The sequence below is a fragment of the Mycolicibacillus trivialis genome, from assembly GCF_002102395.1.
Taxonomy (GTDB): Bacteria; Actinomycetota; Actinomycetes; order Mycobacteriales; family Mycobacteriaceae; genus Mycobacterium; species Mycobacterium triviale.
The window spans coordinates 74,190-96,959 of record NZ_LQPZ01000013.1; the positions used below are offsets into that span (position 1 = coordinate 74,190).

19 protein-coding genes are annotated in these 22,770 nt (G+C 69.7%); 8 read left to right on the forward strand and 11 right to left on the reverse strand.

Features of this window, described 5'->3' with window-relative positions; all coding sequences use genetic code 11:
• Window positions 1–18: 18 nt before the first annotated feature.
• From AWC30_RS04690 to AWC30_RS04700, 3 genes are all read right to left on the reverse strand, one after another.
• Window positions 19–402 (reverse strand): hypothetical protein, encoded by a 384-nt coding sequence (locus AWC30_RS04690; protein ID WP_109561937.1) that lies wholly within the window; start codon window positions 400–402, stop codon window positions 19–21.
• A 375-nt stretch (window positions 403–777) separates the two neighbouring features.
• Window positions 778–1,509, reverse strand: a complete 732-nt coding sequence (locus tag AWC30_RS04695) for an SDR family NAD(P)-dependent oxidoreductase (RefSeq protein ID WP_085109042.1) — start codon at window positions 1,507–1,509, stop codon at window positions 778–780.
• Window positions 1,510–1,699: 190 nt separating this feature from the next.
• Window positions 1,700–2,665 carry a sensor domain-containing protein gene (locus tag AWC30_RS04700; protein ID WP_165756430.1) on the reverse strand — a complete coding sequence of 322 codons (966 nt, stop codon included), beginning with the start codon at window positions 2,663–2,665 and terminating at the stop codon, window positions 1,700–1,702.
• Window positions 2,666–2,846: 181 nt separating this feature from the next.
• Between AWC30_RS04700 and AWC30_RS04705 the strand changes: the two genes are divergently transcribed.
• Both AWC30_RS04705 and AWC30_RS04710 read left to right on the forward strand, forming a co-directional pair.
• Complete coding sequence (locus AWC30_RS04705; RefSeq protein WP_085109044.1) at window positions 2,847–3,959, forward strand: alkaline phosphatase family protein; 1,113 nt, start codon at window positions 2,847–2,849, stop codon at window positions 3,957–3,959.
• A gap of 44 nt (window positions 3,960–4,003) precedes the next feature.
• Complete coding sequence (locus AWC30_RS04710; protein WP_085109045.1) at window positions 4,004–5,029, forward strand: hypothetical protein; 1,026 nt, start codon at window positions 4,004–4,006, stop codon at window positions 5,027–5,029.
• A 52-nt stretch (window positions 5,030–5,081) separates the two neighbouring features.
• On the opposite strand, the gene AWC30_RS04715 is transcribed toward AWC30_RS04710, so the two are convergent.
• Both AWC30_RS04715 and AWC30_RS04720 read right to left on the reverse strand, forming a co-directional pair.
• Window positions 5,082–5,468, reverse strand: coding sequence for a heme-binding protein (locus AWC30_RS04715; protein WP_085109046.1), 387 nt, complete (start codon window positions 5,466–5,468; stop codon window positions 5,082–5,084).
• Window positions 5,469–5,775: 307 nt separating this feature from the next.
• On the reverse strand, window positions 5,776–6,513 hold the full coding sequence (locus AWC30_RS04720) for an MBL fold metallo-hydrolase (RefSeq protein ID WP_085109047.1): 738 nt from the start codon (window positions 6,511–6,513) through the stop codon (window positions 5,776–5,778).
• Between the two features lie 35 nt (window positions 6,514–6,548).
• On the opposite strand from AWC30_RS04720, the gene fgd reads away from it, so the two are divergent.
• The 3 genes from fgd to AWC30_RS04735 are packed head-to-tail and all read left to right on the forward strand — an operon-like array spanning window position 6,549 to window position 10,791.
• On the forward strand, window positions 6,549–7,559 hold the full coding sequence (gene fgd / locus AWC30_RS04725; RefSeq protein WP_085109048.1) for a glucose-6-phosphate dehydrogenase (coenzyme-F420): 1,011 nt from the start codon (window positions 6,549–6,551) through the stop codon (window positions 7,557–7,559).
• 2 nt (window positions 7,560–7,561) lie between these two features.
• Window positions 7,562–9,655, forward strand: a complete 2,094-nt coding sequence (gene pta / locus AWC30_RS04730; RefSeq protein WP_085109049.1) for a phosphate acetyltransferase — start codon at window positions 7,562–7,564, stop codon at window positions 9,653–9,655.
• Window positions 9,652–10,791, forward strand: a complete 1,140-nt coding sequence (locus tag AWC30_RS04735) for an acetate kinase (RefSeq protein WP_085109050.1) — start codon at window positions 9,652–9,654, stop codon at window positions 10,789–10,791. Before pta ends, AWC30_RS04735 begins: the two co-directional genes overlap by 4 nt.
• A gap of 7 nt (window positions 10,792–10,798) precedes the next feature.
• On the opposite strand, the gene AWC30_RS04740 is transcribed toward AWC30_RS04735, so the two are convergent.
• Window positions 10,799–11,140 carry an ArsR/SmtB family transcription factor gene (locus AWC30_RS04740; RefSeq protein ID WP_165756431.1) on the reverse strand — a complete coding sequence of 114 codons (342 nt, stop codon included), beginning with the start codon at window positions 11,138–11,140 and terminating at the stop codon, window positions 10,799–10,801.
• A gap of 203 nt (window positions 11,141–11,343) precedes the next feature.
• Here AWC30_RS04740 and AWC30_RS04745 point away from each other — a divergent pair, with 203 nt between their 5' ends.
• Window positions 11,344–15,762, forward strand: coding sequence for a cation-translocating P-type ATPase (locus tag AWC30_RS04745; protein WP_234807939.1), 4,419 nt, complete (start codon window positions 11,344–11,346; stop codon window positions 15,760–15,762).
• On the opposite strand, the gene AWC30_RS04750 is transcribed toward AWC30_RS04745, so the two are convergent.
• Window positions 15,745–16,350 (reverse strand): TetR/AcrR family transcriptional regulator, encoded by a 606-nt coding sequence (locus tag AWC30_RS04750; RefSeq protein WP_085109053.1) that lies wholly within the window; start codon window positions 16,348–16,350, stop codon window positions 15,745–15,747. The genes AWC30_RS04745 and AWC30_RS04750 overlap by 18 nt on opposite strands.
• A gap of 183 nt (window positions 16,351–16,533) precedes the next feature.
• Here AWC30_RS04750 and AWC30_RS04755 point away from each other — a divergent pair, with 183 nt between their 5' ends.
• Together AWC30_RS04755 and AWC30_RS17730 are read left to right on the forward strand one after the other, a co-directional pair.
• Window positions 16,534–16,824 carry a hypothetical protein gene (locus tag AWC30_RS04755; RefSeq protein ID WP_085109054.1) on the forward strand — a complete coding sequence of 97 codons (291 nt, stop codon included), beginning with the start codon at window positions 16,534–16,536 and terminating at the stop codon, window positions 16,822–16,824.
• A 166-nt stretch (window positions 16,825–16,990) separates the two neighbouring features.
• Window positions 16,991–17,155, forward strand: a complete 165-nt coding sequence (locus AWC30_RS17730) for a hypothetical protein (RefSeq protein ID WP_165756432.1) — start codon at window positions 16,991–16,993, stop codon at window positions 17,153–17,155.
• 32 nt (window positions 17,156–17,187) lie between these two features.
• On the opposite strand, the gene AWC30_RS04765 is transcribed toward AWC30_RS17730, so the two are convergent.
• The 4 genes from AWC30_RS04765 to glnX form a co-directional block, all read right to left on the reverse strand.
• Entirely contained in the window at window positions 17,188–17,616 is a 429-nt protein-coding gene (locus AWC30_RS04765) for a ferredoxin (RefSeq protein ID WP_085109056.1), read from the reverse strand.
• Window positions 17,617–18,115: 499 nt separating this feature from the next.
• Window positions 18,116–20,365 carry a serine/threonine-protein kinase PknG gene (locus tag AWC30_RS04770; protein WP_085109057.1) on the reverse strand — a complete coding sequence of 750 codons (2,250 nt, stop codon included), beginning with the start codon at window positions 20,363–20,365 and terminating at the stop codon, window positions 18,116–18,118.
• The gene (locus AWC30_RS04775; protein WP_085109058.1) at window positions 20,362–21,321 is read right to left on the reverse strand and encodes a glutamate ABC transporter substrate-binding protein; all 960 of its coding nucleotides are present in this window, start codon (window positions 21,319–21,321) and stop codon (window positions 20,362–20,364) included. Before AWC30_RS04775 ends, AWC30_RS04770 begins: the two co-directional genes overlap by 4 nt.
• A complete protein-coding gene (glnX, locus tag AWC30_RS04780) occupies window positions 21,318–22,637 on the reverse strand; it encodes a protein kinase G-activating protein GlnX (protein ID WP_085109059.1) in 1,320 nt (439 codons plus the stop codon). Before glnX ends, AWC30_RS04775 begins: the two co-directional genes overlap by 4 nt.
• Window positions 22,638–22,770: the final 133 nt, after the last annotated feature.

Here is a 22,770-nt window from a genome sequence, read left to right on the forward strand (position 1 = left end):
CAGCCGCATCGGCCACAGTTACCTCGAACTGTCGCTGAGCGGAGGGTGCCCGCCTTGCAGCGACACGCGCTGGGTCACCTCCTCGCGCAGCGCTTGCACCCGACCGTGAATACGGTGCTCGGTGGCGCGCGGGACCGATCCCGGGCCGTAGTGCCCGCGACTCCATTTGCGAACCCGGCCGCGGCCACGTTCCCAGCGCAGCGCGTCGGAGATCGCCTTCGATGGCCACCCAATCGTCGTGAAGCCCTGGGCCGCAAGGGTTCCCGCCAGTTCGGCGACGGTCATCTGGCCGTGCTCGAACAGATATGTGGTCAACAGGTAGCGAAGTTCGATACCCGTGACGACCCGGCCGGTGCGGTTCTGGCGCTGCGCCTGCCGAGCTTTGATCCGGTGCAGTGTCATGCTCATGAGACAGGTTTGCACGCACCCCCGACACGTCGTGCCGAACCGGCTCAGACCCGGATCAGGCGGGCCCGGCTCAGGCGGACTCGATCAGGGCCGCCGCCTCGACCGCGCGATGCGCCGGCCGTGTCGCTGATAGCCGGGCACCGTTGTCTCAGCGACGTTTTGAGCACAACGGGAGCACTGTGAAATGTGTGGTCATTGGGGTTTCTCAGGAGGGTGCTATGAGTCAGGAAACGATCATTGTGACGGTTTGTCGCTCAAAGGCGGACGCAACCGATACCGCCCTTCGTCGAGGTCTCCGGAGCGCGCACCCCCGGGGGTTTTTCGCGCCGACGCGGCGCGCGGACCGCTCGAGCGGCCGGGGTCGCGCCGCTATCCGGCCATGGTCAGTCCGCCGCTGACGCTGATCACCTGGCCGGTGATGAACGATGCCGCATCGGAAGCAAAGAACAACACCGGTGCGGCCACTTCCTCGGGCCGGGCGAGACGCCGGAACGGGATCGCCTTGACCAGTGCCTCTTTGAGCTTCTCCGGCTGCGCGGCGAACAGTGGCGTGTCGGTGGGCCCGGGGCAGACGCAATTGACGGTGATCGAATGCCGGGCCATCTCGCGGGCCAGCGACTTGGTCAATGCGATGACCCCGCCCTTGGCGCCCGCGTAGATCGTTTCGCCGGCGCTGCCGACCCGGCCGGCATCGCTGGCCAGGTTGACCACCCGCCCGCGACCGGCGGCGACCATGCCCGGCAGGAACGCACTGCACATGTGGACCGGGCCCAGGTAGTTGATCGCCACCACCTTCTCGGCGAACTCCGCCGTCGCGTCGAGGAACGGGCGGGTTTCGTCCCAGCCGGCGGCGTTGACCAACACCGTCGGCGTCCCGAACTCCGCCTCGATGCGGTCGCGCAACGACTCCACCGCCGACCTGCTGGCAATGTCGACGGGCGCCGCGGTGATCTGTTCGTGATCGTGAGCAGCGGTGGCCGCGGCCGCCGGTTCGTTGAGGTCGGCGGCGACCACGCGACAGCCGGCCGAAGCGAGCCCCAACGCAACGGCCCGGCCGATCCCCGAACCGGCCCCGGTGACAACCGCGAGTGCATTCTCCATCCGGGTTCCAGTCTCGTGGACGGTCGAGTCGGGAGCAAGAGGCAAAGAGCGGGGGGAGGGAGGCCACGGGCAGGGGGCCAAGTCAGGGGCAACACCAGGAGGTGCGGGCCAGGGTGTCCGGGCCAGGGGGCCAAGGGCAGGGGGCCAAGGGCAGCCGGCCGTGGCGTCGCGGCGGCTCCGGCCACCGACCTCAGCCGGTTATCTTCGCCCGGATCGGATCGATCAGCGTGGGGATCACCGAACCAGGCAGGTCGTGCCCACACGCCTGGACATCGATGACGACCGTCTCGGCCACCGCCAGGCCGCGCCGGCAGCCCCAGTCGTCGGTGCCGTCGGCGCTCAGCGACAGCGCCAGGATGCCGTCCGTATCGGTGACCTCGCCCACCCGCCACAGCGCGTCGACCGCGTCGGGCTTGGTGACCTCACGGATGTTGATGGTGCGTCCCGAACAGGCTTGCCAGATGTCGTGCGCCGCGGCGGTCATCCGCTGTGGTGGGCCGGGATAGGACAACACCGCCTGTTCCACGGAGTGCCGCAGCGGTCCGTCAGCAGGGTCGCGCAGGTGGGCAGTGCGCAGCGCGGTCCATCCGGTGTTGTTGTAGAACGCGGTCGTGGCGGGGTAGAACGCGCTGACGCAATCGTTGTCGACGATGTGGTCACCGTAGGGGACCGTGAGGTGGTCGGCCGGTGTGGTGTCGGTGATCGTTGCGATCGAGAGGGCCTTCGCCACGTCATCGGGGCTCAACAGCAGCCCCGCGAGGGGACGCGCCGACGCGGTCAACGGGGCGGAGAAGTCGGCGGTGGGCGGCTCCGGGTCGCCGACGAGGGCACCGACCGCCCCCAGCAGCAAGGCCAGCACCACCAGGACCGCGCCGGTGACCGCGACCGCCGGCCACCGTCGACGCCGCGCGGCCGGCGCAGGTCGGTCGGTCCGGTGGGCGGCGTACCAGCTGCGCTGCGCCTGCAGGTCGGCGCGAGCGCGCCGGTTGGTCCGCAACGCGACCCAGTTCCACACCAGCAACGAGCCGATGCTCCACCACCCGGCCGTCATGCTGTGGCTCTGAGCGTCGTCGATCGCAGCCTCACACTGGGCGTAGGTGCCGGTCACCGTCCAGCGCTGGTTGTGCCAGAAGATCAGTGCCCCGGTGTGTTTCATCACCCGAACCTGAAAAACCGGCTCCGGTGCCGCAGCAGAGGGCGCCGGCGAAGGATGGGACACATCACCTCCCGAACGGCTGGTCCAGAAAAGCCTATGGCGAACCCGGGACGGGCCCGGACGGAAATTTCCGGTGGCCGGTACACCGCCGACAGAAGTACCCGGATGGCAGGCTGGCCCCATGGCCGGCACCATCTGCGACGTCCTGCCCGCGGCAGCGGCCCTGCTGGGCGCGCCGGATGCCACCGACTCCCTCGGGCTCGTCAGCGCCTTCGGTGCGAAGCGGCGCGTCATGGTGTTGCTGGTCGACGGACTCGGCAGACACCTGCTCGACGATCTCGGCTCGGAGGCACCGCTGCTCGCCGCCGCGGCCGCTGGCGGCGCCGGCCGGCTGCAGACGCTGCGCTGCGCGTTCCCGTCGACCACGCCGACCAACCTGGTGTCGCTGGGCACCGGCGTCGCCCCCGGCCGACATGGCGTCCTCGGCTTCACCGTCAACGTGCCGGGCACCGACACGGTGCTCATCCACATTCTGTGGCACGACGAGCCGCCCCCGACCCGCTGGCAACCGATACCGACTTGGTTCGCTCGGCTCAACGCCGCGGGAATCCCGGCGCGCGCAGTGCTGCCGACCCCGTTCCTGACCTCGGGGCTCACGGTTGCCGCCTACGGCGGCGCGGAGTTGATCGATGCCGGCACCGGCGACTACGCCCAGGCGATGCTCGATGCGTTGGCCGGTGGTCGGGGTTTGGTGTACGGCTACGTCAGCGCGCTGGACACCGCCGCACACCGTTTCGGCATCGGCTCACCGCAGTGGCATGCGGCCGCCGGCTACGTCGACGCCGTCGTCACCGGCCTGGTCGACGGCCTGCCCGACGACACCGCGCTGCTGGTCACCGCCGACCACGGTGGCCTCAACATCGCCGAACCGGACCATGTCGACCTGGACGCCGACCCGGCGCTGCTCGACGGGGTTCGGGTGATCGCCGGTGAGCCCAGAGTCCGCTACCTGCACACCGCACCGGGTGCGGCCGAGGACGTGCGCGCGGTTTGGGCGGAGCGACTGGCCGGGCGCGCAGAAGTGCAGACCCGTGCGGAGGCGATCGACACGGGCCTGTTCGGGCCGGTACGCGACGAGGTCCGCGAGCGGATCGGCGATGTCGTCATCACCTGTACCGGCGCGACCGCGGTCATGGCCAGCGCGCACGAGCCACCGCAGATCTCGCAGATGATCGGTTTCCACGGCGCGAAAACCGACGTGGAAATGATGATTCCGCTGATCTGTTTCGCCTAGTACGCCTCCGCGGCAGGCACCTCGAAGCGCCCTACAATCGCCGCATGGCGCGTGCCTTCCAAGCCCTGTTGGTCGCCCTCGGAGTGGTCCTCGCCGGGTGTCAGTTGCCCGGCGGCTCGCCCGGTGCGCCCGGGCTGGCGCGGTCGATCCTCGCCTACACCGCCGGTCACGAATTCGGGTTGGTGCACAACGCCTCGGTGGCGAGCCGTACCGACGGTGACTTCACCCGCGCCCGCGCACAGTTCACTGCCGACGGACGGTATGCGTTCGCGGTGGAAGCCGGCCGGCACCTGGTGGTCATCGACAGCCATAACGGGGAGGTGCACGCCTTTCCGATCTCATCGCACCACCCGGTCGCCGAGGACAACAGCGCGGTGGTCTGGTTCGAAGCTCCGGATCGGCTGATGCGCCTGGATCTGGCGGCCGATCACCCCGAGCCCGGACTGCACCGGGAGATCCGCCTCCCCGACGGGCCTTCGTCGCCGACCGAGGGGCGAGACACCGAAACACAGGTACTCGGTGTGGGTGCCGGCGGAGTGCTGATCGCGCGCAATGAATGTCCTTGCGACGGTGGTGATCACGAACACCTGTACCTGATCGGCAACGACCGGGTGATCCAAGACCTCGGCGTTCCCGCAGTCGGTGCGGTAAGTGCACCGCAGCTCAGCGCCGACGACGGCCGACTCGCCTACGCCGCGAACGCTTCGTCGGGTTCCGGCTGCGGGTCGAGCACGGTGGTGCAGGTCGACTTGGTCAGCGCCATCGTCAGCACGTCGGCGATCGGCGGTGGCTGCGCCCCGATCGACCACCTCTGGTGGGGTGAGGTCGGATCGTTGTTCGCCGCGGCCGATGACGACGGCATCAACAGCGTGTGGAAGTACGGCATGACCGGTTGGGCCCGGGTCGAACCCGGACCGCTGCTGGAGAAGCGCCCGCTGCGCACGGGCGGGACCGCGGTGCTGGTGCCTGCGGCCGACTCGGCGAAGACCGGGATCCTGGCCATCGAGACAGACGGGCAGCGCACCGAGTTGGCGAAAGACGTCACGACGATCGCGATCCAGCCGGCTTGACCGACGACCGGCCCCGCCCGTGCTGCACGGACGGGGCCGGAGGCCGAGCCGGTCAGCCGGCCATGAACTCGTCGTACGCCGAGGCCAGCGGTCCGGACAACACGGGCGTGTTGCATTGACGCTGGGTCTCGCCGATCGGCGCCAGGATGTTACGCAGCTCGAAATACTCCTGCGGGTTCGCGGTGAAGTAACTGCGCACGTTGGCCGCCGCCTCCGGCCGTGGCTGGCTGATCGCCGACGACACGACGGCATTGGCCCCCGGATGGGAGGCGAGATAGGCCTGCGCCGCGCTCGTGGATGAGTTGACCGTGTTCTGCACGCCCTGCGGACTGCAGTCCGGCGCGGCCAGCGCACTCGGTGCGACCACCGCGGCCCCGGCTGCGAGCAGCCCGGCCAGTCCGGCGCCCGCGGCGAAACGCCGCATTCGGTGAACGACCATGGTTGTGTACCCCCTTGACAATGTGGTGTTTCCCCCGCCGCAATCCAAAGTACGGCGACATTTCCCGCGGGCAACCGCCCGACAGCGCCGGCCGATGAGAACGAAAACCGTTGTCGCAACAAAAAAGTGAGGCACGTCGCAGAAAGCGCCGCTGAAATGTCGAAATCCGGCCGGAAACCCTGAGGTTTCTTACCTGCGGACCCGATCTCTCAGAGAAACGCTACTTTACGTTGTAATCATATTGAGACCTATGCTCGGTCACGGACGCCTCAACCACCTCACCGGTCACGGCCGGTTCAGCCGATGGTCAGTCCAAACCCGCCCGCGCCGCGGCCACGGCCTCGCGGATCGGCCCCTCCCACAGAGCGCCGTGTCCGGGAGCCAACAGGGTGGTGTCGAGCAACTCCAGCGCCGCGAGGCTGCGCACCCCCTGCTCGTGGTCATGGGAGAACAGCGCGGGCAACAGCTGCGGTCCGCTTCGCGGCAGCAGCGGATGGCCGGTCACCAACGCGTCACCGCTGACCAGCACCCCGTCCACCACATACGAGCAGTGCCCGCCGGTGTGCCCGGGGGAGGGCACGGCCAGCGGGGCGCCGGGCAACTCAGCGGCGGTCTGCGGGGTGAGAGCCTGCACCGACGGGATGCCGGCGCCGCTGAGGCCGCCGGCGCGAACCAGATGAAGACTCCACAGCGCCCACCGGGGCTGCCACAGCCGCATCGCCACGTCCAGTGGCGAGGCCTGCTCCAGATACTCCCGCCGGGCGTGGCCGACCTCGTCGTAATGGCAGTAGACCGGCGTGCGGTACTCCTCGGTGAACCAGATCGCCGAGCCGAGGTGATCGATGTGCGCGTGGGTGAGCAGGATCGCGCGCACATCGGCGGGCGCGAACCCGGCGTCGCGTAGCGAGGCGACGACCGCGTCGCGGTCCCCCGGGTAGCCGGCGTCGATCAGCATGACCCCGGAGTGGTCCGCGACCAGCGCCCAGTTGACCATCTCACCGTGGGCCAAGTACACCGTCTCGGTGACCTGAATCAGCCGCGCCATATCGGAGAGTCTAGGCACGGGGTAGAAATAGACACGTGGCTGAGTTGAGACTGGGATACAAGGCGTCGGCCGAGCAGTTCGGGCCCCGAGAACTCGTCGAGTTGGGGGTGGCCGCCGAAGAGCACGGCATGGACAGCGCCACCGTCAGCGACCACTTCCAGCCCTGGCGCCACGAGGGCGGACACGCGCCGTTCTCGCTGGCCTGGCTGGCCGCGGTCGGCGAACGCACCAAGCGTCTGACCATGGGGACCTCGGTGCTCACCCCGACCTTCCGGTACAACCCGGCGGTGATCGCCCAGGCGTTCGCCACCCTCGCCTGCCTCTACCCCGACCGGGTCTTCCTCGGGGTCGGCACCGGCGAGGCCCTCAACGAGATCGCCACCGGGTTCACCGGCGAGTGGCCGGCGTTCAAGGAGCGGTTCGCCCGGCTGCGCGAGTCGGTGCGGCTGATGCGGGAGCTCTGGCTCGGTGACCGGGTCGACTTCGACGGCGACTACTACCACACCGAAGGCGCCTCCATCTACGACGTCCCCGAGGGCGGGGTGCCGGTCTACATCGCCGCCGGCGGGCCGGTCGTGGCCAAGTACGCCGGCCGTGCCGGCGACGGATTCATCTGCACATCGGGCAAGGGCGAAGAGCTCTACAAGGACAAACTCCTGCCCGCGGTGGCCGAGGGGGCGGCGGCCGCCGAGCGCGACGCCGACGCCATCGACAAGATGATCGAGATCAAGATCTCCTACGACCCCGACCCGGAGCTGGCGCTGGAGAACACCCGGTTCTGGGCGCCGCTGTCGCTCACCGCCGAGCAGAAGCACTCCATCGACGACCCGATCGAGATGGAGAAGGCCGCCGACGCCCTGCCCATCGAGCAGGTCGCAAAACGCTGGATCGTCGCCTCCGACCCCGACGAGGCGGTCGAGAAGGTCGCCGACTACCTCGGCTACGGACTGAACCACCTGGTCTTCCACGCGCCGGGCCACGACCAGCTGCGGTTCCTGCGACTGTTCCAGACCGACCTGGCGCCGCGGCTGCGCCGACTGGGCTGACCATGACCGCGGGCGACGGCGCCACGCGCGCCATCTACGTCGCCGCCCCCGAAGGTGACACCGGCAAGTCCACCATCGCGCTGGGGCTGCTGCACCGGCTCACCGCGACCCTGCCGCGGGTGGGGGTGTTCCGCCCTATCACCCGCCTGGGCGAGGACCGCGACTACATCCTGGAGCTGCTGCTGGCGCACACCACCGCGGGCCTGGGCTACCAGCAGTGCGTCGGGGTGACCTACCGCCAATTGCATGAGAACCCCGACGCCGCGATCGCCGACATCGTCGACCGCCACCACGCGATGGCCGCCGACTGCGACGCGGTGGTGATCGTCGGATCGGATTACACCGACGTCACCAGCCCGGCGGAACTGAGCGTCAACGCGCGTATCGCGGTGAACCTCGGTGCGCCGGTGCTGCTTGCGGTGCGGGCCAAGAACCGCACCCCCGAACAGGTCACCCAGGTGATCAGTGTGTGCCTGGCCGAACTGGGCAACCAGCACGCCCACACCGCCGCGGTCGTCGCCAACCGTTGTGAACCCGAGCAACTCGACGCCTTGGCCGCCGCGCTGGCCGAGACCACCGCCGATGACGGAGTGAAGAAGTATGTGTTGCCCGACGAGCCGCTGCTGTTCGCACCGACGGTCACCGAGATGCGCGCCGCGGTCGGCGGCGAGATGGTCTCCGGGGACACCGCACTGCTCGACCGCGAGGTGCTGGGCGTGACGGTGGCCGGGATGACCGCCGATCACGTGCTGGAGCGGCTGCGCGACGGCGCCGCGGTGATCACCCCGGGCGACCGCTCCGATGTGGTGCTGGCGGTGGCCAGTGCCCATGCCGCCGAGGGGTTCCCATCGCTGTCGTGCCTGATCCTCAACGGCGGCTTCGAACTGCATCCCTCGATCGCGAAACTCGTCGCCGGGCTCGGGCTGCGGCTGCCGATCATCGCCACCGACGCGGGTACCTTCGACACCGCCAGTGCGGCGGCGACCGCGCGAGGCCGGGTGACCGCGGCGTCGCAGCGCAAGATCGACACGGCGCTGGCGCTGATGGAAGAACACGTCGACGTCACCGACCTGCTCGATCAGCTGTCCATCCCGATCCCGTCGGTGGTCACCCCGCAGATGTTCACCCACCAGTTGCAGGACCGGGCGCGCGCCGACCGCAAACGGATCGTGTTGCCCGAGGGCACCGATGACCGGGTGCTCAAAGCGGCCGGCCGACTGTTGCGTCGCGAGGTGGCCGACTTGACCATCCTCGGCGACGAGAACGAGATACGTTCGCGGGCCAGCGAACTCGGTGTCGACCTGGGCGATGCCCGGGTCATCGACCCGGCTACCAGTCCGCTGCGCGAGGAGTTCGCCACCCAGTACGCGCAGCTGCGCAAACACAAAGACATCTCCCCGGATTGGGCACTGGAGCTCATGGGCGATGTGTCCTACTTCGGCACCATGCTGGTCTACAACGGTCACGTCGACGGCATGGTCTCCGGTGCCGCCCACACCACCGCGCACACGGTGCGCCCGGCCTTCGAGATCATCCGCACGGCTCCGGACGTCTCGACCGTCTCCAGCATCTTTTTGATGCTGCTGGCCGATCGGGTGCTCGCCTACGGGGACTGCGCGATCGTGCCCGACCCGACCGCTGAGCAGTTGGCCGACATCGCGATCTCCTCGGCGCGCACCGCCGCACAGTTCGGCATCGACCCGCGGGTGGCGATGCTGTCGTATTCCACCGGCGACTCGGGGGCGGGTGCGGACGTGGAGAAGGTGCGCATGGCCACCGCGCTGGTGCGCGAACGCAACCCGGAACTCCTGGTCGAAGGGCCGATCCAGTACGACGCGGCGGTCGACGCGGCGGTGGCCGCCGGGAAGATGCCCGATTCCCAGGTGGCGGGAAAGGCGACCGTGCTGATCTTCCCCGACCTCAACACCGGCAACAACACCTACAAGGCGGTGCAGCGTTCCGCCGGCGCGATCGCCGTCGGCCCGGTATTGCAGGGGTTGAACAAACCGGTGAACGACCTGTCCCGGGGCGCGCTGATCGAGGACATCGTCAACACGGTGGCGATCACGGCCGTGCAGGCTCAGGAGGCGCAGTGAAGAGTACGGTCCTGGTGCTCAACTGCGGATCCTCGACACTGAAGTATGCGTTGGTGGAGCGGAGTTCGGGAGAGACCCGCGCCAAGGGGCTGGTTGAGCGCATCGGTGAGAGTGAAGTGCCCGACCATGAAGCGGCGCTGCGCACCGCCTTCGACCGGCTCGCCGACGACGGCGTCGACCTGCACGACGGCGCCCTGGTCGCCGTCGGCCACCGCGCGGTGCACGGCGGACGGAAATTCGTCGAACCGACGCTGGTCACCGACGAGCTGATCGAGACCATGCGCGAGCTGGAACCCCTGGCCCCACTGCACAACCCGCCCGGGGTGCTGGGCATGGAGGTCGCCCGCCGGCTGCTGCCGAAACTACCGCACGTGGCCGTGTTCGACACCGCCTTCTTCCACGACCTGCCCGTGGCGGCCGCCACGTACGCGATCGACGCCGAGATCGCGGAGAAATGGCACATCCGCCGGTACGGGTTCCACGGGCAATCCCACGAGTACGTCTCGCAGCAGGCGGCCGCCTTCGTCGGCCGGCCGTACGACGCGGTGCGCCAGATCGTGTTGCACCTGGGCAACGGGGCGTCGGCGTCGGCGATCGACGGCGGCCGCCCGGTGGACACCTCGATGGGGCTGACGCCGATGGAGGGGCTGGTGATGGGCACCCGCTCCGGGGACATCGACCCCGGCGTGCTGGGCTATCTGCACCGCACCGCGGGACTGTCGGTGGAGGAGATCGACACCCTGCTCAACCGTCGCTCGGGCATGTTGGGCGTGGGCGGTGCGGTCGACTTCCGCGAGATCCATTCCCGCATCGACTCCGGTGACGGGCACGCCGAGTTGGCCTATCGCATTTATCTGCATCGGTTACGCAAGTACATCGGTGCCTATTTGGCGGTGCTCGGTGGGGCCGATGTCATCAGCTTCACCGCAGGGGTGGGGGAGAACGATGCGCGTCTGCGCGCAGACGCGCTGAGCGGGTTGTCCGCGCTGGGGATCGAACTCGATGGGGAGTTGAACGTCTCGGACTCCCGGTACACCCGGCGCATCTCGACCGAATCCTCGGCGGTGACCGTGCTGGTGGTGCCGACCGACGAGGAGTTGGCGATCGCGCGGGCGTGTGCGGCCGTGGTGGGGTAGGGCCGACTCAACGCGCCGGCGGGTCCGGCGCCAGGCTGCCGTCGGGCGCGATGTGGGCGAAGATCTGCTGCAGGAGCGCGACGATGTGTGGGTCCTCGACGGTGTAGATGTGGTGACGTCCCTCACGACGGGCGCTGATCAAACCGGCCAGCCGCAGTTTCGTCAGGTGTTGACTCATGGTCGCGACCCCGAGACCGGCGCGGCCGGCAAGGGTTGTCACGTCGTGCGGTCCCTGGGTGGCCAGCCAGAGCACGTGCAGCCGGGCGGGGCTGCTGAGCAGCGCGAACGTTTCCGCGGCCGAGGCGAGCTGCGGCGCGGTCGGCTCCTCACGCGGGCTTTCGGACGTCATGGTTTCGGTTGGCCGTTCTTCGGGTTTCGCTACGTCGACGTCCATCTTGTCCTAGCGCCAAGGCCGGACTTCGCGCGACGTCATCATTAGATAGTTGCGCAACTATCGAAATGTGCGCAGGATTGTGGTCGTCCGCACGCAGGGCCACGGCCATCGACCGGCTGGCCTTGCCACCGCCCGACCACACGATGGGGTGCTTGACCGTGAGCCGAACTCCGCTGCTGCTCCGCCCGCTCGGCTGGGGAATCCAGACCACCGTCGGCGCCGTCGAGGCGGCCGCCCGCACCGCTGCCAACGCGGTCGAGACGGTCGGTGAGATCGCCGCGGCCAGCGTGCACCTGGCGGCGGTCCCGGTGCGCGAAGGACTCAATGCGCTCGCCGGTGAAGGCGCGCCGTGGACCCGCGGGTGCTGGCGCGGCGACGAACGCGCCTGGATCGAGGTACCCGGGCTCGCCGGACCGGACGGCGCGATGCGCGCGGAGCAGGTGCAGACGGCGCTGGCAGGTCAGCCGGGAGTCGCCTCGGTGGCGGTGAACCGGCCGCTGGAACGGGTCGTCATCGGCTTCGATCCGGCCACGCCGCCGAACCTGCGCGAGTTGGCCCGCGTCATCGACGACACCGAACCCGCCGGGGCCGCACCGCCAACGGCTCGCACCACACTGCCGGGGGACGGGCTGGTGCTGGTCACTCGCGGAGCGATGGTCGCCATCAACGCGGCCGGGTTCGCGATCGCCGTCGCGGGCCGGATGCTGCGGTGGCCGGCGGCCCCGCTGGCGGTCGACGCGGCCGCCACGTTCGCCAACTACCAACCCTGGCTGCGGCGTCGCCTCCACGAGCGGATCGGAGCGGGGCCGACCGACACCGTGCTCTCGCTGCTGGGCACCGGTGCGCGGATCGCCACCCTGTCCCCGGCAAATCTGGCGGTGGACGTGGCCATGCAGGGGCTGAAGGCCGCCGAATCGCGAGCGGCGGCCGATGCGTGGCGTCAGTACGAGCCGACGCTGGCTCGCGCGGCCGCCGACGGGCTGGTCCACCGGGCGCAACGGCCGGTGCCGCTGCCCGAGGGTGCCGCCCAGCGGTACTACGAGAAGATGGCGTTTGCGCAGGTGATCGGCGCCGGGCTGGTGGGGGTTCTGACCCGCAACCTCACGATGACCGCCAATGCCGTTGTGGTCACCGCGCCGAAAGCCGTTCGCGCCACGACCGAGGCGTTCGCCGCCACGTTGGGCCGGACGTTGGCCGAGCGATACGGCGTGCTGGTGCTGCAAGCGCACGGTCTGCGCCGACTCGACCGGGTCGACACCGTGCTGATCGACCCGCGAGTGCTCTGCACCGATCAGTTGCGGGTCGCGGAATTCCGGGGCGGGTCGTCGAGCCGGCGCGCCGACGCCTGGCCGGCGGCGCAGGGCATGGCCGACCGCGAGGGCATCAGGCCCGGTTGGCACGCGGTGCCCGGGTACGACGGGATCGAGGTCCTGCTGTCGCCGACGGTGCACCCGCTGGCCGTGGCGGTGATCGCCGAGGCGCGAGCCGCCGAGGTGGAGCTGGTCTCTCTCGACCTCGATCTGCTCGGGGAACTGCGGCCGGGTTTCGATGAGCTGGCAGCCGTAGCCGACGGCCCGGACGCCGCGCTGGCCGAGGCCCTGACCGAGCTCCAACGAAGCGGACGCACGGTGGCGGTGGTCTCGGCGACCGCGGCGGAGGCGCTGTGCAATGCCGACGTCGGACTCGGAGTCGTCGCCGCCGACGACGACGCCGCGTCCCCGCCGTGGCAGGCCGACCTGATCGTCCGGGACCTCACCGCGGTGTGGCAGGTCCTGCACGCGCTGCCCGCTGCCCGGGCCGCCACCGACCGCGGTATCGCGATCTCAACGGGCGCCACCAGCCTGGGGGCGCTGTTGATGGTGCCCGGAGTGCGTGGCGGCCGCAGGCTCAGCCCGGTCACCGCCGGCGCCGCCGCTGGAGCGGTCTCCGGCTATGTGCTCGCCCGCCGCGCCACCGCGGTGTCGGCGCCGCGACCCGCCCCCGCCCATGAATGGCATGCGATGTCGGTCGAGCAGGTTCGCCGGCTGCTTCCCGAGCCCACCGCCGAGCTCGAGGTGCCCTCCACAGAGCCGCCGAACATGTTCTGGCAGTTCCTGACCGCGGTGCGCGCCGAACTCTCCGACCCGCTGATGCCGGTGCTGGGGCTGTGCTCGGCGGCAACCGCCATGCTGGGCTCCCCGATCGACGCGATGATGGTCAGCACGGTGCTGATCGGTAACTGCATGCTCGCCGCCGGCCAACAGTTGCAGGCAGAGAACCGACTGAACCGGCTGCTGGCGCAGCAGACCCCACCGGCGCGCCGCGTGACCGCGGACGGTTATGCCGAGGTCCCCGCCGAGGCACTGGCGCCCGGGACGCTCATCGAGGTGCGCAGTAACGAGGTCGTGCCCGCCGACGCCCGCCTGGTCGAGGCCGCCGACCTCGAGGTCGACGAGTCGTCGCTGACCGGGGAGTCGCTGTCGGTGGACAAACAGACCGCGGCGACGCCGGGCGCCGAACTCGCCGACCGGCGTTGCATGCTCTACGCGGGCAGCACCGTGGTGGCCGGCACCGCCGTGGCGATCGTGACCGCCGTCGGCGCCGAGACCCAGGCCCGCCGCGCCGCCGAACTGGCGGCCGGGGAACTGCCGGTCGTCGGGCTGCAGCACCAGCTTTCGGTGTTGATGAATCGGGCGTTCCCGGCCAGCGCCGCCGGTGGCGTGATGGTGGGCCTGCTGGGGCTGCTGCGCGGCGGGACGTTACGGATCGCACTGGGCAATGCCATCGCCGTGGCGGTGGCCGCCGTCCCCGAGGGAATGCCGCTGATGGCCACTTTGGCCCAGCACGCCTCCGGCCAGCGGCTGAGCAAGGTCGGTGCGCTGGTGCGGATTCCGCGCACGGTGGAGGCGCTGGGCCGCGTCGAGGTGGTCTGCTTCGACAAGACCGGGACACTCAGCGAGAACCGGTTGCGGGTCACCGGCGTCCACCCGACGGCAGGTCACACCGACGAAGAGGTGCTGACCCTTGCTGCGCAGGCGGCGCCTGCCCCGGAAGGTGCGGCCCACGCCCACGCCACCGATCAGGCGGTGATCGAGGCGGCCGCCGCGCTACCGCCACTCGAGGAACGGTGGCTGACACCGGATGCCCATGTGCCGTTCCGCTCCGGGCGGGCGTTCTCGGCGTCGGTCTCCGGTCGCGACCTCGTGATCAAGGGCGCCCCCGAAGTGGTGTTGGCGGCGTGCGACGAAGCACCCGGCGACGCCGAAGAGCGGATCGCTGCATTGGCGTCGCAGGGCTTGCGCGTGATCGCGGTCGCCGGCCGTACGTTGGCGGCCGCACAGGACCGGTCGGTCGGCGACGACGGCGACGCGGTGGAGCGGCTGTGCGAGTCGGGGCTGAGTCTGGTCGGGTTCCTCGGGATCGCCGACACCCCACGCGAGGAAGCGCCGCAGTTGCTCGCTGACCTCGCCGCCCGGGGAGTCGCGATCCGGTTGATCACCGGCGATCATCCGGTGACCGCCACCGCCATCGCCGCAGAGCTGGGGATGCCGGTCACCGCGGAGCAGGTCATCACCGGATCGCAATGGAACGCGTTGTCCCGCAAGGAACAGCAGCAGGTGGTGGCTGAGCGGGTCATCTTCGCCCGCATGTCCCCGGAGAACAAGGTGCAGGTGGTGCAGACCCTGGAGCGCAGCGGACGGGTCACCGCGATGGTCGGTGACGGCGCCAACGACGCCGCCGCCATCCGCGCGGCCAGCGTCGGTCTGGGGGTGGTGGCGCGCGGCAGCGACTCGGCGCACACCACCGCTGACATCGTGTTGACCGACGGCCGAATCGGCGCACTGGCCGACGCCATCGACGAGGGCCGTCGGCTGTGGCGCGGGGTGCAACTCGCGGTGACCGGCCTGCTCGGCGGCAACATCGGCGAGGTCATCTTCGGTGTGATCGGCACGGCGATCACCGGCACCTCACCGCTGAACAACCGTCAGTTGCTGTTGATGAACATGCTCACCGACGCGCTCCCGGCCACATCGGTGGCGGTGAGCACCCCGGCCGGCCCGGCCGACCGGGTCGTGGGCGGGATCGACGAGCGGGCGCTGGTCCGCGCCGTCGCGGTCCGCGGCGTCATCACCGGGCTGGCGGCGAGCGCCGCCTGGTCGATGGCGGCGCTGACCGGCCGCCCGCAGCGTGCGGCCACGATCGCGTTGATCAGCCTGGTCACCACGGAGTTGGCCCAGACACTGGTGGATTCCCACGCCCCGCTGGTCTGGCTCACCGCCACCGGGTCGTTCGCGGTGTTCGCCGCGGCGATCAGCCTGCCCGGCGTCAGCCAGCTGCTGGGCTGCACCCCGATCGGTCCACTGGGCTGGGCGCAGGCACTGGCCTCCTCCGGCGCCGCGGTCGGTGCGATCGCGGTCGCGCCGAGGTTGTTGCCGGCACGCTGGCAGGCCGGCGCGACGGCGGGAGTGGTCGAGGAGGGGCCCGAGCCCGTGGGGCCGACCGGCCCCCCGGAGGCCGCGACCGATGGGGACGGCGCGATCCTGGCGATCACCCGGCCCGCGGGTGGGCGACGTCTCGAGCTAGTACCCACGCCCTGACCCGGGCTCCTGCAAACCGGCGGCCAGGGCCGCGAATACCCGCGCGCCCAGGTCATCGGGCACCGCGTCGGGATCGAACGCCCGCTCGATGGCCAGTCCGTTGATCAGGGCGGTGGTCGCGACGGCGAGTTCGTCCACGCTGAGCGCGGCGCCGTCGGTGATGAGGTGTCCGGTTGCCGCCCCGGCCAATTCGCGGGCCGGGCGGATGAACTCGGTGAGCACACTCTCGCGGGTGGCGTCGTCGCGGGCACCCAGCGCCAGGAAATCCAGGAGCAGCGGCAGCCAGCGCGGGTCACGGCCGACCCGGTGCAGAAACCGGCCGATCGGATCCGCGCCCTCCCCCAGGTTCTGAAACTCCGCCGAGGCGGCGGCATCGGCCAGCCGGTCAGCCAGCAGCGCGGCGAACAGTTCCCGCTTGGAGCCGAAGTAGTGATACAGCGCCCCGCGGGACACCCCGGCGCCGCGGTAAACCTGTTCGAGCGTCGCGTCGTGATAGCCGTGTTCGGCGAAGACCCGCCCGGCCGCGCGCAACAGCGCCGCGCGCGTCTGTGCGCGCCGCTCGTGCTGGGGAGTGCGTTCGGGAGCCATGGCGCGAAACTACCCGAGAAAGACACATACCGCACAGCGGTATGTATTGCTAGACTATCGGTGTGCCCGCGACGGTTCGCCCATGTTCGCCGGGCCGGCGTGCGGCTCGGCGTTGCCGGTCGCGAGGCGTGGCTGGGACCGGCACCGCGGAACGGGCGATGACCGGGTAGGAAGGAGATTCCGATGGCCGCCGACGCCGTAGTGCCCGGCTGGCTACGCCGGGTGATGCAGGCCGACCGTGCCGGCTCCGCCTGGTATGTCGGCACCGGGTTCTTGTTCGCGCCGATCCTGGCGATCGTCTCCCCGTGGCCGGAGGTGACGACCGTGCTGTGGTGGCTGATCGCGCTGGCCGGACTCGAACTGGGCTTGCTCGGGATAGCGATGGCGGTCGGGTTGGCGCGGATCCTGCGGTCCGGGGCGGAGATTCCCGAGGACTATTGGTTCGGTCTGATCGGGCAGCGCCCACGCAGGTAGCTCCGCCGATTCGTGCGGATGTCCGCAACCGCGGACCACCGATAATCGAACGGTGGCGGTGGCGGATTCTTCTACACGGTGGGGGCTGGGCAGGGTGGCGCTGGCGGTCAGTGCGCTGGGCGCTGTCGTGTGGTGTATCCCCTTGCTATGGCCGCTGGGTGGACCGGTGCTGCTGGTAACCGGATTCGCCCTGGCGGTGTGCGCCACGGGCCGCACCGGAGCGGATCGGGCGGGCGGGCAGGCCGCACTCGCCATCGTGGTCCTCGGGTTCCTGCTGGGCATCGCCGTTTGGGTGGTGGTCATTGGGCAGGGGATGAGCGAAGCGATGTGATGCGGATGCTGCGCGCGGGGCGTCGACCAGGGTCAGCGGTCGCCCCACTCCTTGCCGACCAGATCGGCATCGGCGTCGCGGGTGACCTTGATGGCGTTGGAGGGGCATTCCAGCGCCGCTCGCTCAACGGCCTCCGCGTACTCCTCGGGGACCTCCAACGGGCCGACCGTCTCGCCGTCTTCGCCGATCAGGGTGACCGTTTCATCGGGGGTCATCGCGAACACCGTCCAGGCCCGTCGTACACAGAACCCGGCGCCGACGCAGAGATTCTGATCGACGGCGACCCGGAGTGGGGTTGGCCGGTCAGGGGTGCCCATGTCTGGGCCAACCGCCCGGGCAACCGGAGTATTTCTGGACGCGGCGGTTGATTTTCGTGGCCGGGACCGTGCGATGGGGCGCGTGGGTGGCGAAAACCTCGGCCGAGGGCGGTGCCGGACCGCCGGTGGCCCTGAAATCGACATCGAGAATGGGATAAAGCCCGAAATTTCGCGTCCTGGCCCCGCTCAGCTGTCGATCTCAGGGATGACGCGTCCCTGCTCGCCTCGTTGAGGCGATACTTTCGGATGTGCGCGCCCGACTCCCCACGCTGCGTCTCGCCAGGCCACGGCCGCGCCGGGTGCTGTGGTGCGTTGCGGGGTCCGCTGCCGTGTGCTGCCTGGTCGCAGGCGCTGTGCTGTATGCCATCGCGATTGCCACCCACCACGATTCGGAGTCCCCGCCGGTCGGGGAGTACGTGCGGTTGTTCGTCGTCATGATGACCTTTTGGGGGCCGATGGCGGTACTGGCGATGTGGAAGATCACGGTGCCGGCCATAGTCGTCCTCGGCGTGGTCGTCTCGTTGCCGCGGTCCTGCCCTGGGGCCGGATGGCCGTGTCTACCTCGTCGACGACACCGGCGTGACCGCCCTGGTACCCGACTGAGCGACAAGCCCGGCTGTCACCGCGCCGGGCCCGGGGGCCCTTAGAACGTCGAAACCGGCCGCACCTTGTTCGCCATGTCCACCAGTGCATACCGGTGTTCCCGGGTGGGTGCGGTGCGCGCCAATCCGCGCAGTGCCGCCTCCACTCCCAGGCGCAGGCCGTGGTCGGTGAACGGGAACCCCAGGATGTGGTTCGTGGAGGCCTCGTTGTGCTCCAGCCAGTCCATCGCCGCGCCCAGCACCAGCGCACGGATCTGCAACACCCGCGGTTCGGTGTCCGGCAGCGCCTCTACCCGGCGCGCGGCGTCGCGGATGTCGTCCTCGGTGATCTCGTCACGGCCACGTCCGGACAACAAGGTGACCGCCGAGGTGAGGCGCGCAGTGGTGAAGTAACGGGACGTAGCCGGTACCTGGTCGAGCGTGCGCACCGCAGCCAACCGGTCGCCGTCACTGGATTGAGCCCGGGCCAAACCGAACCCGGCGGAGATCACCGAATCATCGGTGGCCCACACCGCCCGGTAGAAATTGCGGGCCTCGGGGTTGCCGGCCATCTCGTGCGTCGCCGCCAGCGCCAGTTTCGGGGCCAACTCGCCGGGGAAGACGTCGAGGACCTCGGTGAAATCCTTCAATGCCGAGTCGTGGTCGCCGTTGAGCAGGGCCGCCACCGCGCGGAACCAGACCAGCCGCCACTGCCAGCCCACCCGGTCGGCCAGGGTCTCGAGTTTCGCGCTGGCTTTGACGACCTCCTCCAGGTCCAGCAGCGCGCGCACCTCCATCAGCGGCAGTTCCACCGACTCGGTCAAATCCACGCCGTCGGAGTCCAGCGCACCGTCGCGCACCGCGCGCAACGAGTCGAGTGTCTGAACCGGCTGGGAGAGCACGGTCGCCGACAACACCGGTGCCGCCACATCGGAGCTGTCGACCAGCGGGACCTGTAGTGCGGTGATGATCTCCCGCGCGGTGAGGGTTTCGGTGTGCACCCGTCCGTCGCGGTAGACGTCGGTGTGCGCCAACAGCAATACCACCCCGAACGTCGAGCGCGACCGGGTGAAGTTCGAGGACAATCCCGGCCGGGGCACACCGGAATCCTGGGCCACCGCCTCCCGGAGCACACCCAGCAGCTGCCCGGACATCTCATCGGCGGAGACGAATCGACGGGTCGGGTCGGGATCGATGGCCCGCCGCAGCAACCGCGCATACGACGGGTAGCGGGCCAGCACCGGATCGTCGTCGGGCAACCCCTCCACGTAGCGCCCACCGCGGGTCCGCAGCTTCAGCGTCAGCGCCGCCAGGGTGCGGCCCACCGTGTAGATGTCGGTGGCCACCGTCGGCCCGGTGCGCACGATCTCCGGCGCTTGATACCCGGGCGTGCCGTACAGGTAGCCGTAGGAGTTGATCCGTGACACCGCGCCGAGGTCGATGAGCTTGAGCTGCTCCTCGGTCAACATGATGTTCTCCGGCTTGAGATCGTTGTAGGCCAAGCCGATCGAATGCAGGTAACCGAGCGCGGGCAGGATCTCGAGCATGTAGGCGATCGCCTCGGGCACCGGCAACTTCTGGTCGCGGGACTCCTTGAGCGACTTACCGCCGACGTACTCCATCACGATGTAGCCGACCGGGTCGCCGTGCCGGTCGTGGTGCTCGACGAAGTTGTAGATCTTGACGATCGAGGGGTGCACCACCTCGGCGAGGAACTTGCGCTCGGCCATCGCGATCGCCTGGGCCTCGGCGTCACCGGAGTGCACCAGACCTTTGAGCACCACGGGGCGTTCGTTGACGTTGTGGTCGACGGCCAGGTACACCCAGCCCAACCCGCCGTGCGCCACGCACCCCTTGATCTCGTACTGGCCGGCGACGATGTCTCCCGGGTTCAGCTGCGGCAGAAACGAATACGGACTCCCGCAATGCTGGCACCAACCCTCGCTGGGGGCGGGCGCCTCCGCGGTGGAGCGGCCGACCGGCTGTCCGCAGTTCCAGCAGAACCGTTTGTTCTCCGCCACCACCGGGTTGACCATCAGGGCGGACTCGGGGTCGGTGTCGGGGACCCGAGGGATCACGACCAACCCGCCACCGAGCCGCCGGGTGGTGGGCCGGTGTCGTCGCGGGCGCAAAAACGCCAGCGCCGCCGCGGTTTCGGCGTCGTCCTCCTCGTCGTCGAACGGCGGCCGGTAGATCGCCTGTGTCGCCATCGGTCGTAGCGACGCCGAGTCGAACAAGTCCTGGGCGGGCTGGGTGGCCGGGCCGCCGGTGCTCACCTCGGGTGCGTCGGGTTCGTCGTGCTTGCTGCTCATGACTGCACGTACCTCGGGACCGGCGGCGGGGGCGCCGGTCCGAGCACCGTCAGCCAGCGCCGATAAAGGGTGTTCCAGGTGCCGTCGCGGCGGATGCGCTCCAAGGTGCCGTTGACGAAGCGCACCAACCCGGTGTTCTCCAAGTTGATCCCGATGCCGTAGGGCTCCTCACCCATATACGACCCGACGATGTTCAGGTACGGGTCCTGGGAGACCAGCCCCGCCAGGATCGAATCGTCGGTGGACACCGCATCGACCTGGCGTTGCTGCAATGCCACCAGGCAGTCCGCCCAGGTGATCACCGACACGATGATCGGCGGGGGAGAGATCTGACGGACCCGGACCAGCGACGTGGTGCCGCGGGCCACACACACCCGCTTGCCGGACAGGTCGGCCGACTCGGTGATCGAAGAGTCCCGGGGGATCAGGATCCGCTGGTGCGCAGTGAGATACACGGTGGAGAAGTTGACGTGCTTACGCCGCTCGCAGGTGATGCTCATCGACTTCACCACGATGTCGACCTTTTTGTCCTGCAGTGCGGTGATCCGCTCCGCCGACGACAGGATCCGGTACTCCACCTGCAACGGCGATCCGAAGATGTCGCGGGCGACCTCACCGGCGATGTCGACGTCGAAGCCGGTGATCTCACCGGTGATCGGATCCCGGAAGCTCAACAGGTTGGAGCCGACGTCCAGCCCGACGATCAACCGGCCGCGGTCCCGGATGCCTTTGACCGCCGCGTCGGCCTCGGCCTTGGTGCGGAACGGCGGCAGGCTGGCCGTCGCGTCGCAATCGGCTTTCTCCTCCGGCGGCAGCGGCGGCTGCGGTGCCAGCTCCTCCATCCCGGCCGGGGTGGGCGGCGGCAGGGTCGGGGAGCTGATCGCGGTGGTGCGGTCGGAGTGCCCGCAGCCCGCGGTGATCAGCAACGCGGCGATGGCCGCAGCGATCCGCTTCATCGGTACTCACCCAGCCGAGGCCACAACCCCAACGCGACGGCGATCGCCGCCGCGATCGACAGCACGGCGCCGCCGACGGTGGCGCCGTAGAGTCCGCGGCGCGCGGCGGTGATCTCGGCACGCAGTTGGTCGCGGCTCTGTCCGATCGCCTGGCCCAGCGCGTCGTCGAGCTTCTCGAACGCCGGGGTGGAGTCGCCCTCGCCGGTCCCGACCGCGACCTGGGTGGCGGCCTGGTAGTTGCCGACGGCGATGTACTGGTTGATCCGGTAGTTGGCGTGTCGCCACCGGTCCAGCAGTTCGTCGGCGTCGGCGAGCGCGGACTTGTCGATGGTGTTGTCGTTGTCCAGGTACTGGTTGAGCTCGCGCTGCATGGCGTCGATGTGCTCGTAGAAGGTGCGCTTGGGCGCCTGCTCACCGCCGCGGCGGACCAGCGACAACGTCTCCTCGGCGCGGGCCTGCTGCGCCACGATCGACAGGTTGGTCAGCGTCTTCAACGAGTCCGCGGAGGTGTTCTTGGCGTTGCGGCTGCTGGTGGTGGAGATCGCCAGCGCCGTGCCCACCCAGATCACCATCACGAGGATAGCCAGCCCGCCGGCCACCAGGCCCGGGTTGACGCGGCGGCGGGTGCGCGCCGCCAACCAGCGATGCGCGAACGCCCCGAACAACACGGTGATCGCGATGACCAGGATCACCGGGGCGGGCACCCGGGTGGAGGCGGTGGTCTCGGCGTCCACCCGCGCGGAGGTCTCGTCGTAGAGGCTCTGGGCGTCGGGCAGGATCGTGTCCTGCATCAGCGACGACGCCTCGGCCAGGTAGCTCGCCCCGACCGGGTTGCCGGCCCGGTTGTTGGTCCGGGCGATCTCGACCAGCCCGGTGTAGACCGTGAGCTCGGCGTTGATCCGGCCCAGCAGCGACATCAGATGCTCGTCGGTGAGCCCGCTGGACGAGCGGGTCACGGCGTCCGCAGCGTCGATGATGGCCTGCTCGTAGCGTTTCCGTACCGGGGCGGGCTCGGCCTGGGCGATGAACGCGGTGGCTGCGGCGGCGTCGGCGACCGACAGGGCGGTGTAGAGCTGGCCTGCCGCCGACGCGAGCGGCTCGGTGTGGTTGAGCACCGTGGTCAGCGTCTGCTGGCGGTGGTCGATGGTGGTGGCGGTGGCGAACGCGCTGAGCACCCCCAGCATCGACAGCACGACGCCGATCGTGGCCAGTTTGCCGGGCGTGGTGGTCAGAAACCACCAGTACGGGTGAGCCGGCTGTTTCGGCGACGTCGACCCCTCCGGCTCGGTCGACGGATGCGCCAGCTCAACGGTCACGTGCGTTCGAGCCTCCGTCTGTCGGCTGCTGTGCTGGCCCCCAACTGTATAAGCAAAGTCTAAGAGCGTGGCGTTTGTCGAGGTAGTGGTTTTCGTGTCGGGCGCCGAATTGCTGCGGTCGCGGCTGCCGGCG

Excerpts from the sequence above, each read along its gene's own strand:
- AWC30_RS04690 (WP_109561937.1), bottom strand. The coding sequence starts at position 402 with ATGACACTGCACCGGATCAAAGCTCGGCAGGCGCAGCGCCAGAACCGC.
- AWC30_RS04695 (WP_085109042.1), bottom strand. The coding sequence starts at position 1,509 with ATGGAGAATGCACTCGCGGTTGTCACCGGGGCCGGTTCGGGGATCGGC.
- AWC30_RS04700 (WP_165756430.1), bottom strand. The coding sequence starts at position 2,665 with ATGAAACACACCGGGGCACTGATCTTCTGGCACAACCAGCGCTGGACG.
- AWC30_RS04705 (WP_085109044.1), top strand. The coding sequence starts at position 2,847 with ATGGCCGGCACCATCTGCGACGTCCTGCCCGCGGCAGCGGCCCTGCTG.
- AWC30_RS04710 (WP_085109045.1), top strand. The coding sequence starts at position 4,004 with ATGGCGCGTGCCTTCCAAGCCCTGTTGGTCGCCCTCGGAGTGGTCCTC.
- AWC30_RS04715 (WP_085109046.1), bottom strand. The coding sequence starts at position 5,468 with ATGGTCGTTCACCGAATGCGGCGTTTCGCCGCGGGCGCCGGACTGGCC.
- AWC30_RS04720 (WP_085109047.1), bottom strand. The coding sequence starts at position 6,513 with ATGGCGCGGCTGATTCAGGTCACCGAGACGGTGTACTTGGCCCACGGT.
- pta (WP_085109049.1), top strand. The coding sequence starts at position 7,562 with ATGACCGCGGGCGACGGCGCCACGCGCGCCATCTACGTCGCCGCCCCC.
- AWC30_RS04740 (WP_165756431.1), bottom strand. The coding sequence starts at position 11,140 with ATGACGTCCGAAAGCCCGCGTGAGGAGCCGACCGCGCCGCAGCTCGCC.
- AWC30_RS04750 (WP_085109053.1), bottom strand. The coding sequence starts at position 16,350 with ATGGCTCCCGAACGCACTCCCCAGCACGAGCGGCGCGCACAGACGCGC.
- AWC30_RS04755 (WP_085109054.1), top strand. The coding sequence starts at position 16,534 with ATGGCCGCCGACGCCGTAGTGCCCGGCTGGCTACGCCGGGTGATGCAG.
- AWC30_RS04765 (WP_085109056.1), bottom strand. The coding sequence starts at position 17,616 with ATGTCGATTTCAGGGCCACCGGCGGTCCGGCACCGCCCTCGGCCGAGG.
- AWC30_RS04770 (WP_085109057.1), bottom strand. The coding sequence starts at position 20,365 with ATGAGCAGCAAGCACGACGAACCCGACGCACCCGAGGTGAGCACCGGC.
- AWC30_RS04775 (WP_085109058.1), bottom strand. The coding sequence starts at position 21,321 with ATGAAGCGGATCGCTGCGGCCATCGCCGCGTTGCTGATCACCGCGGGC.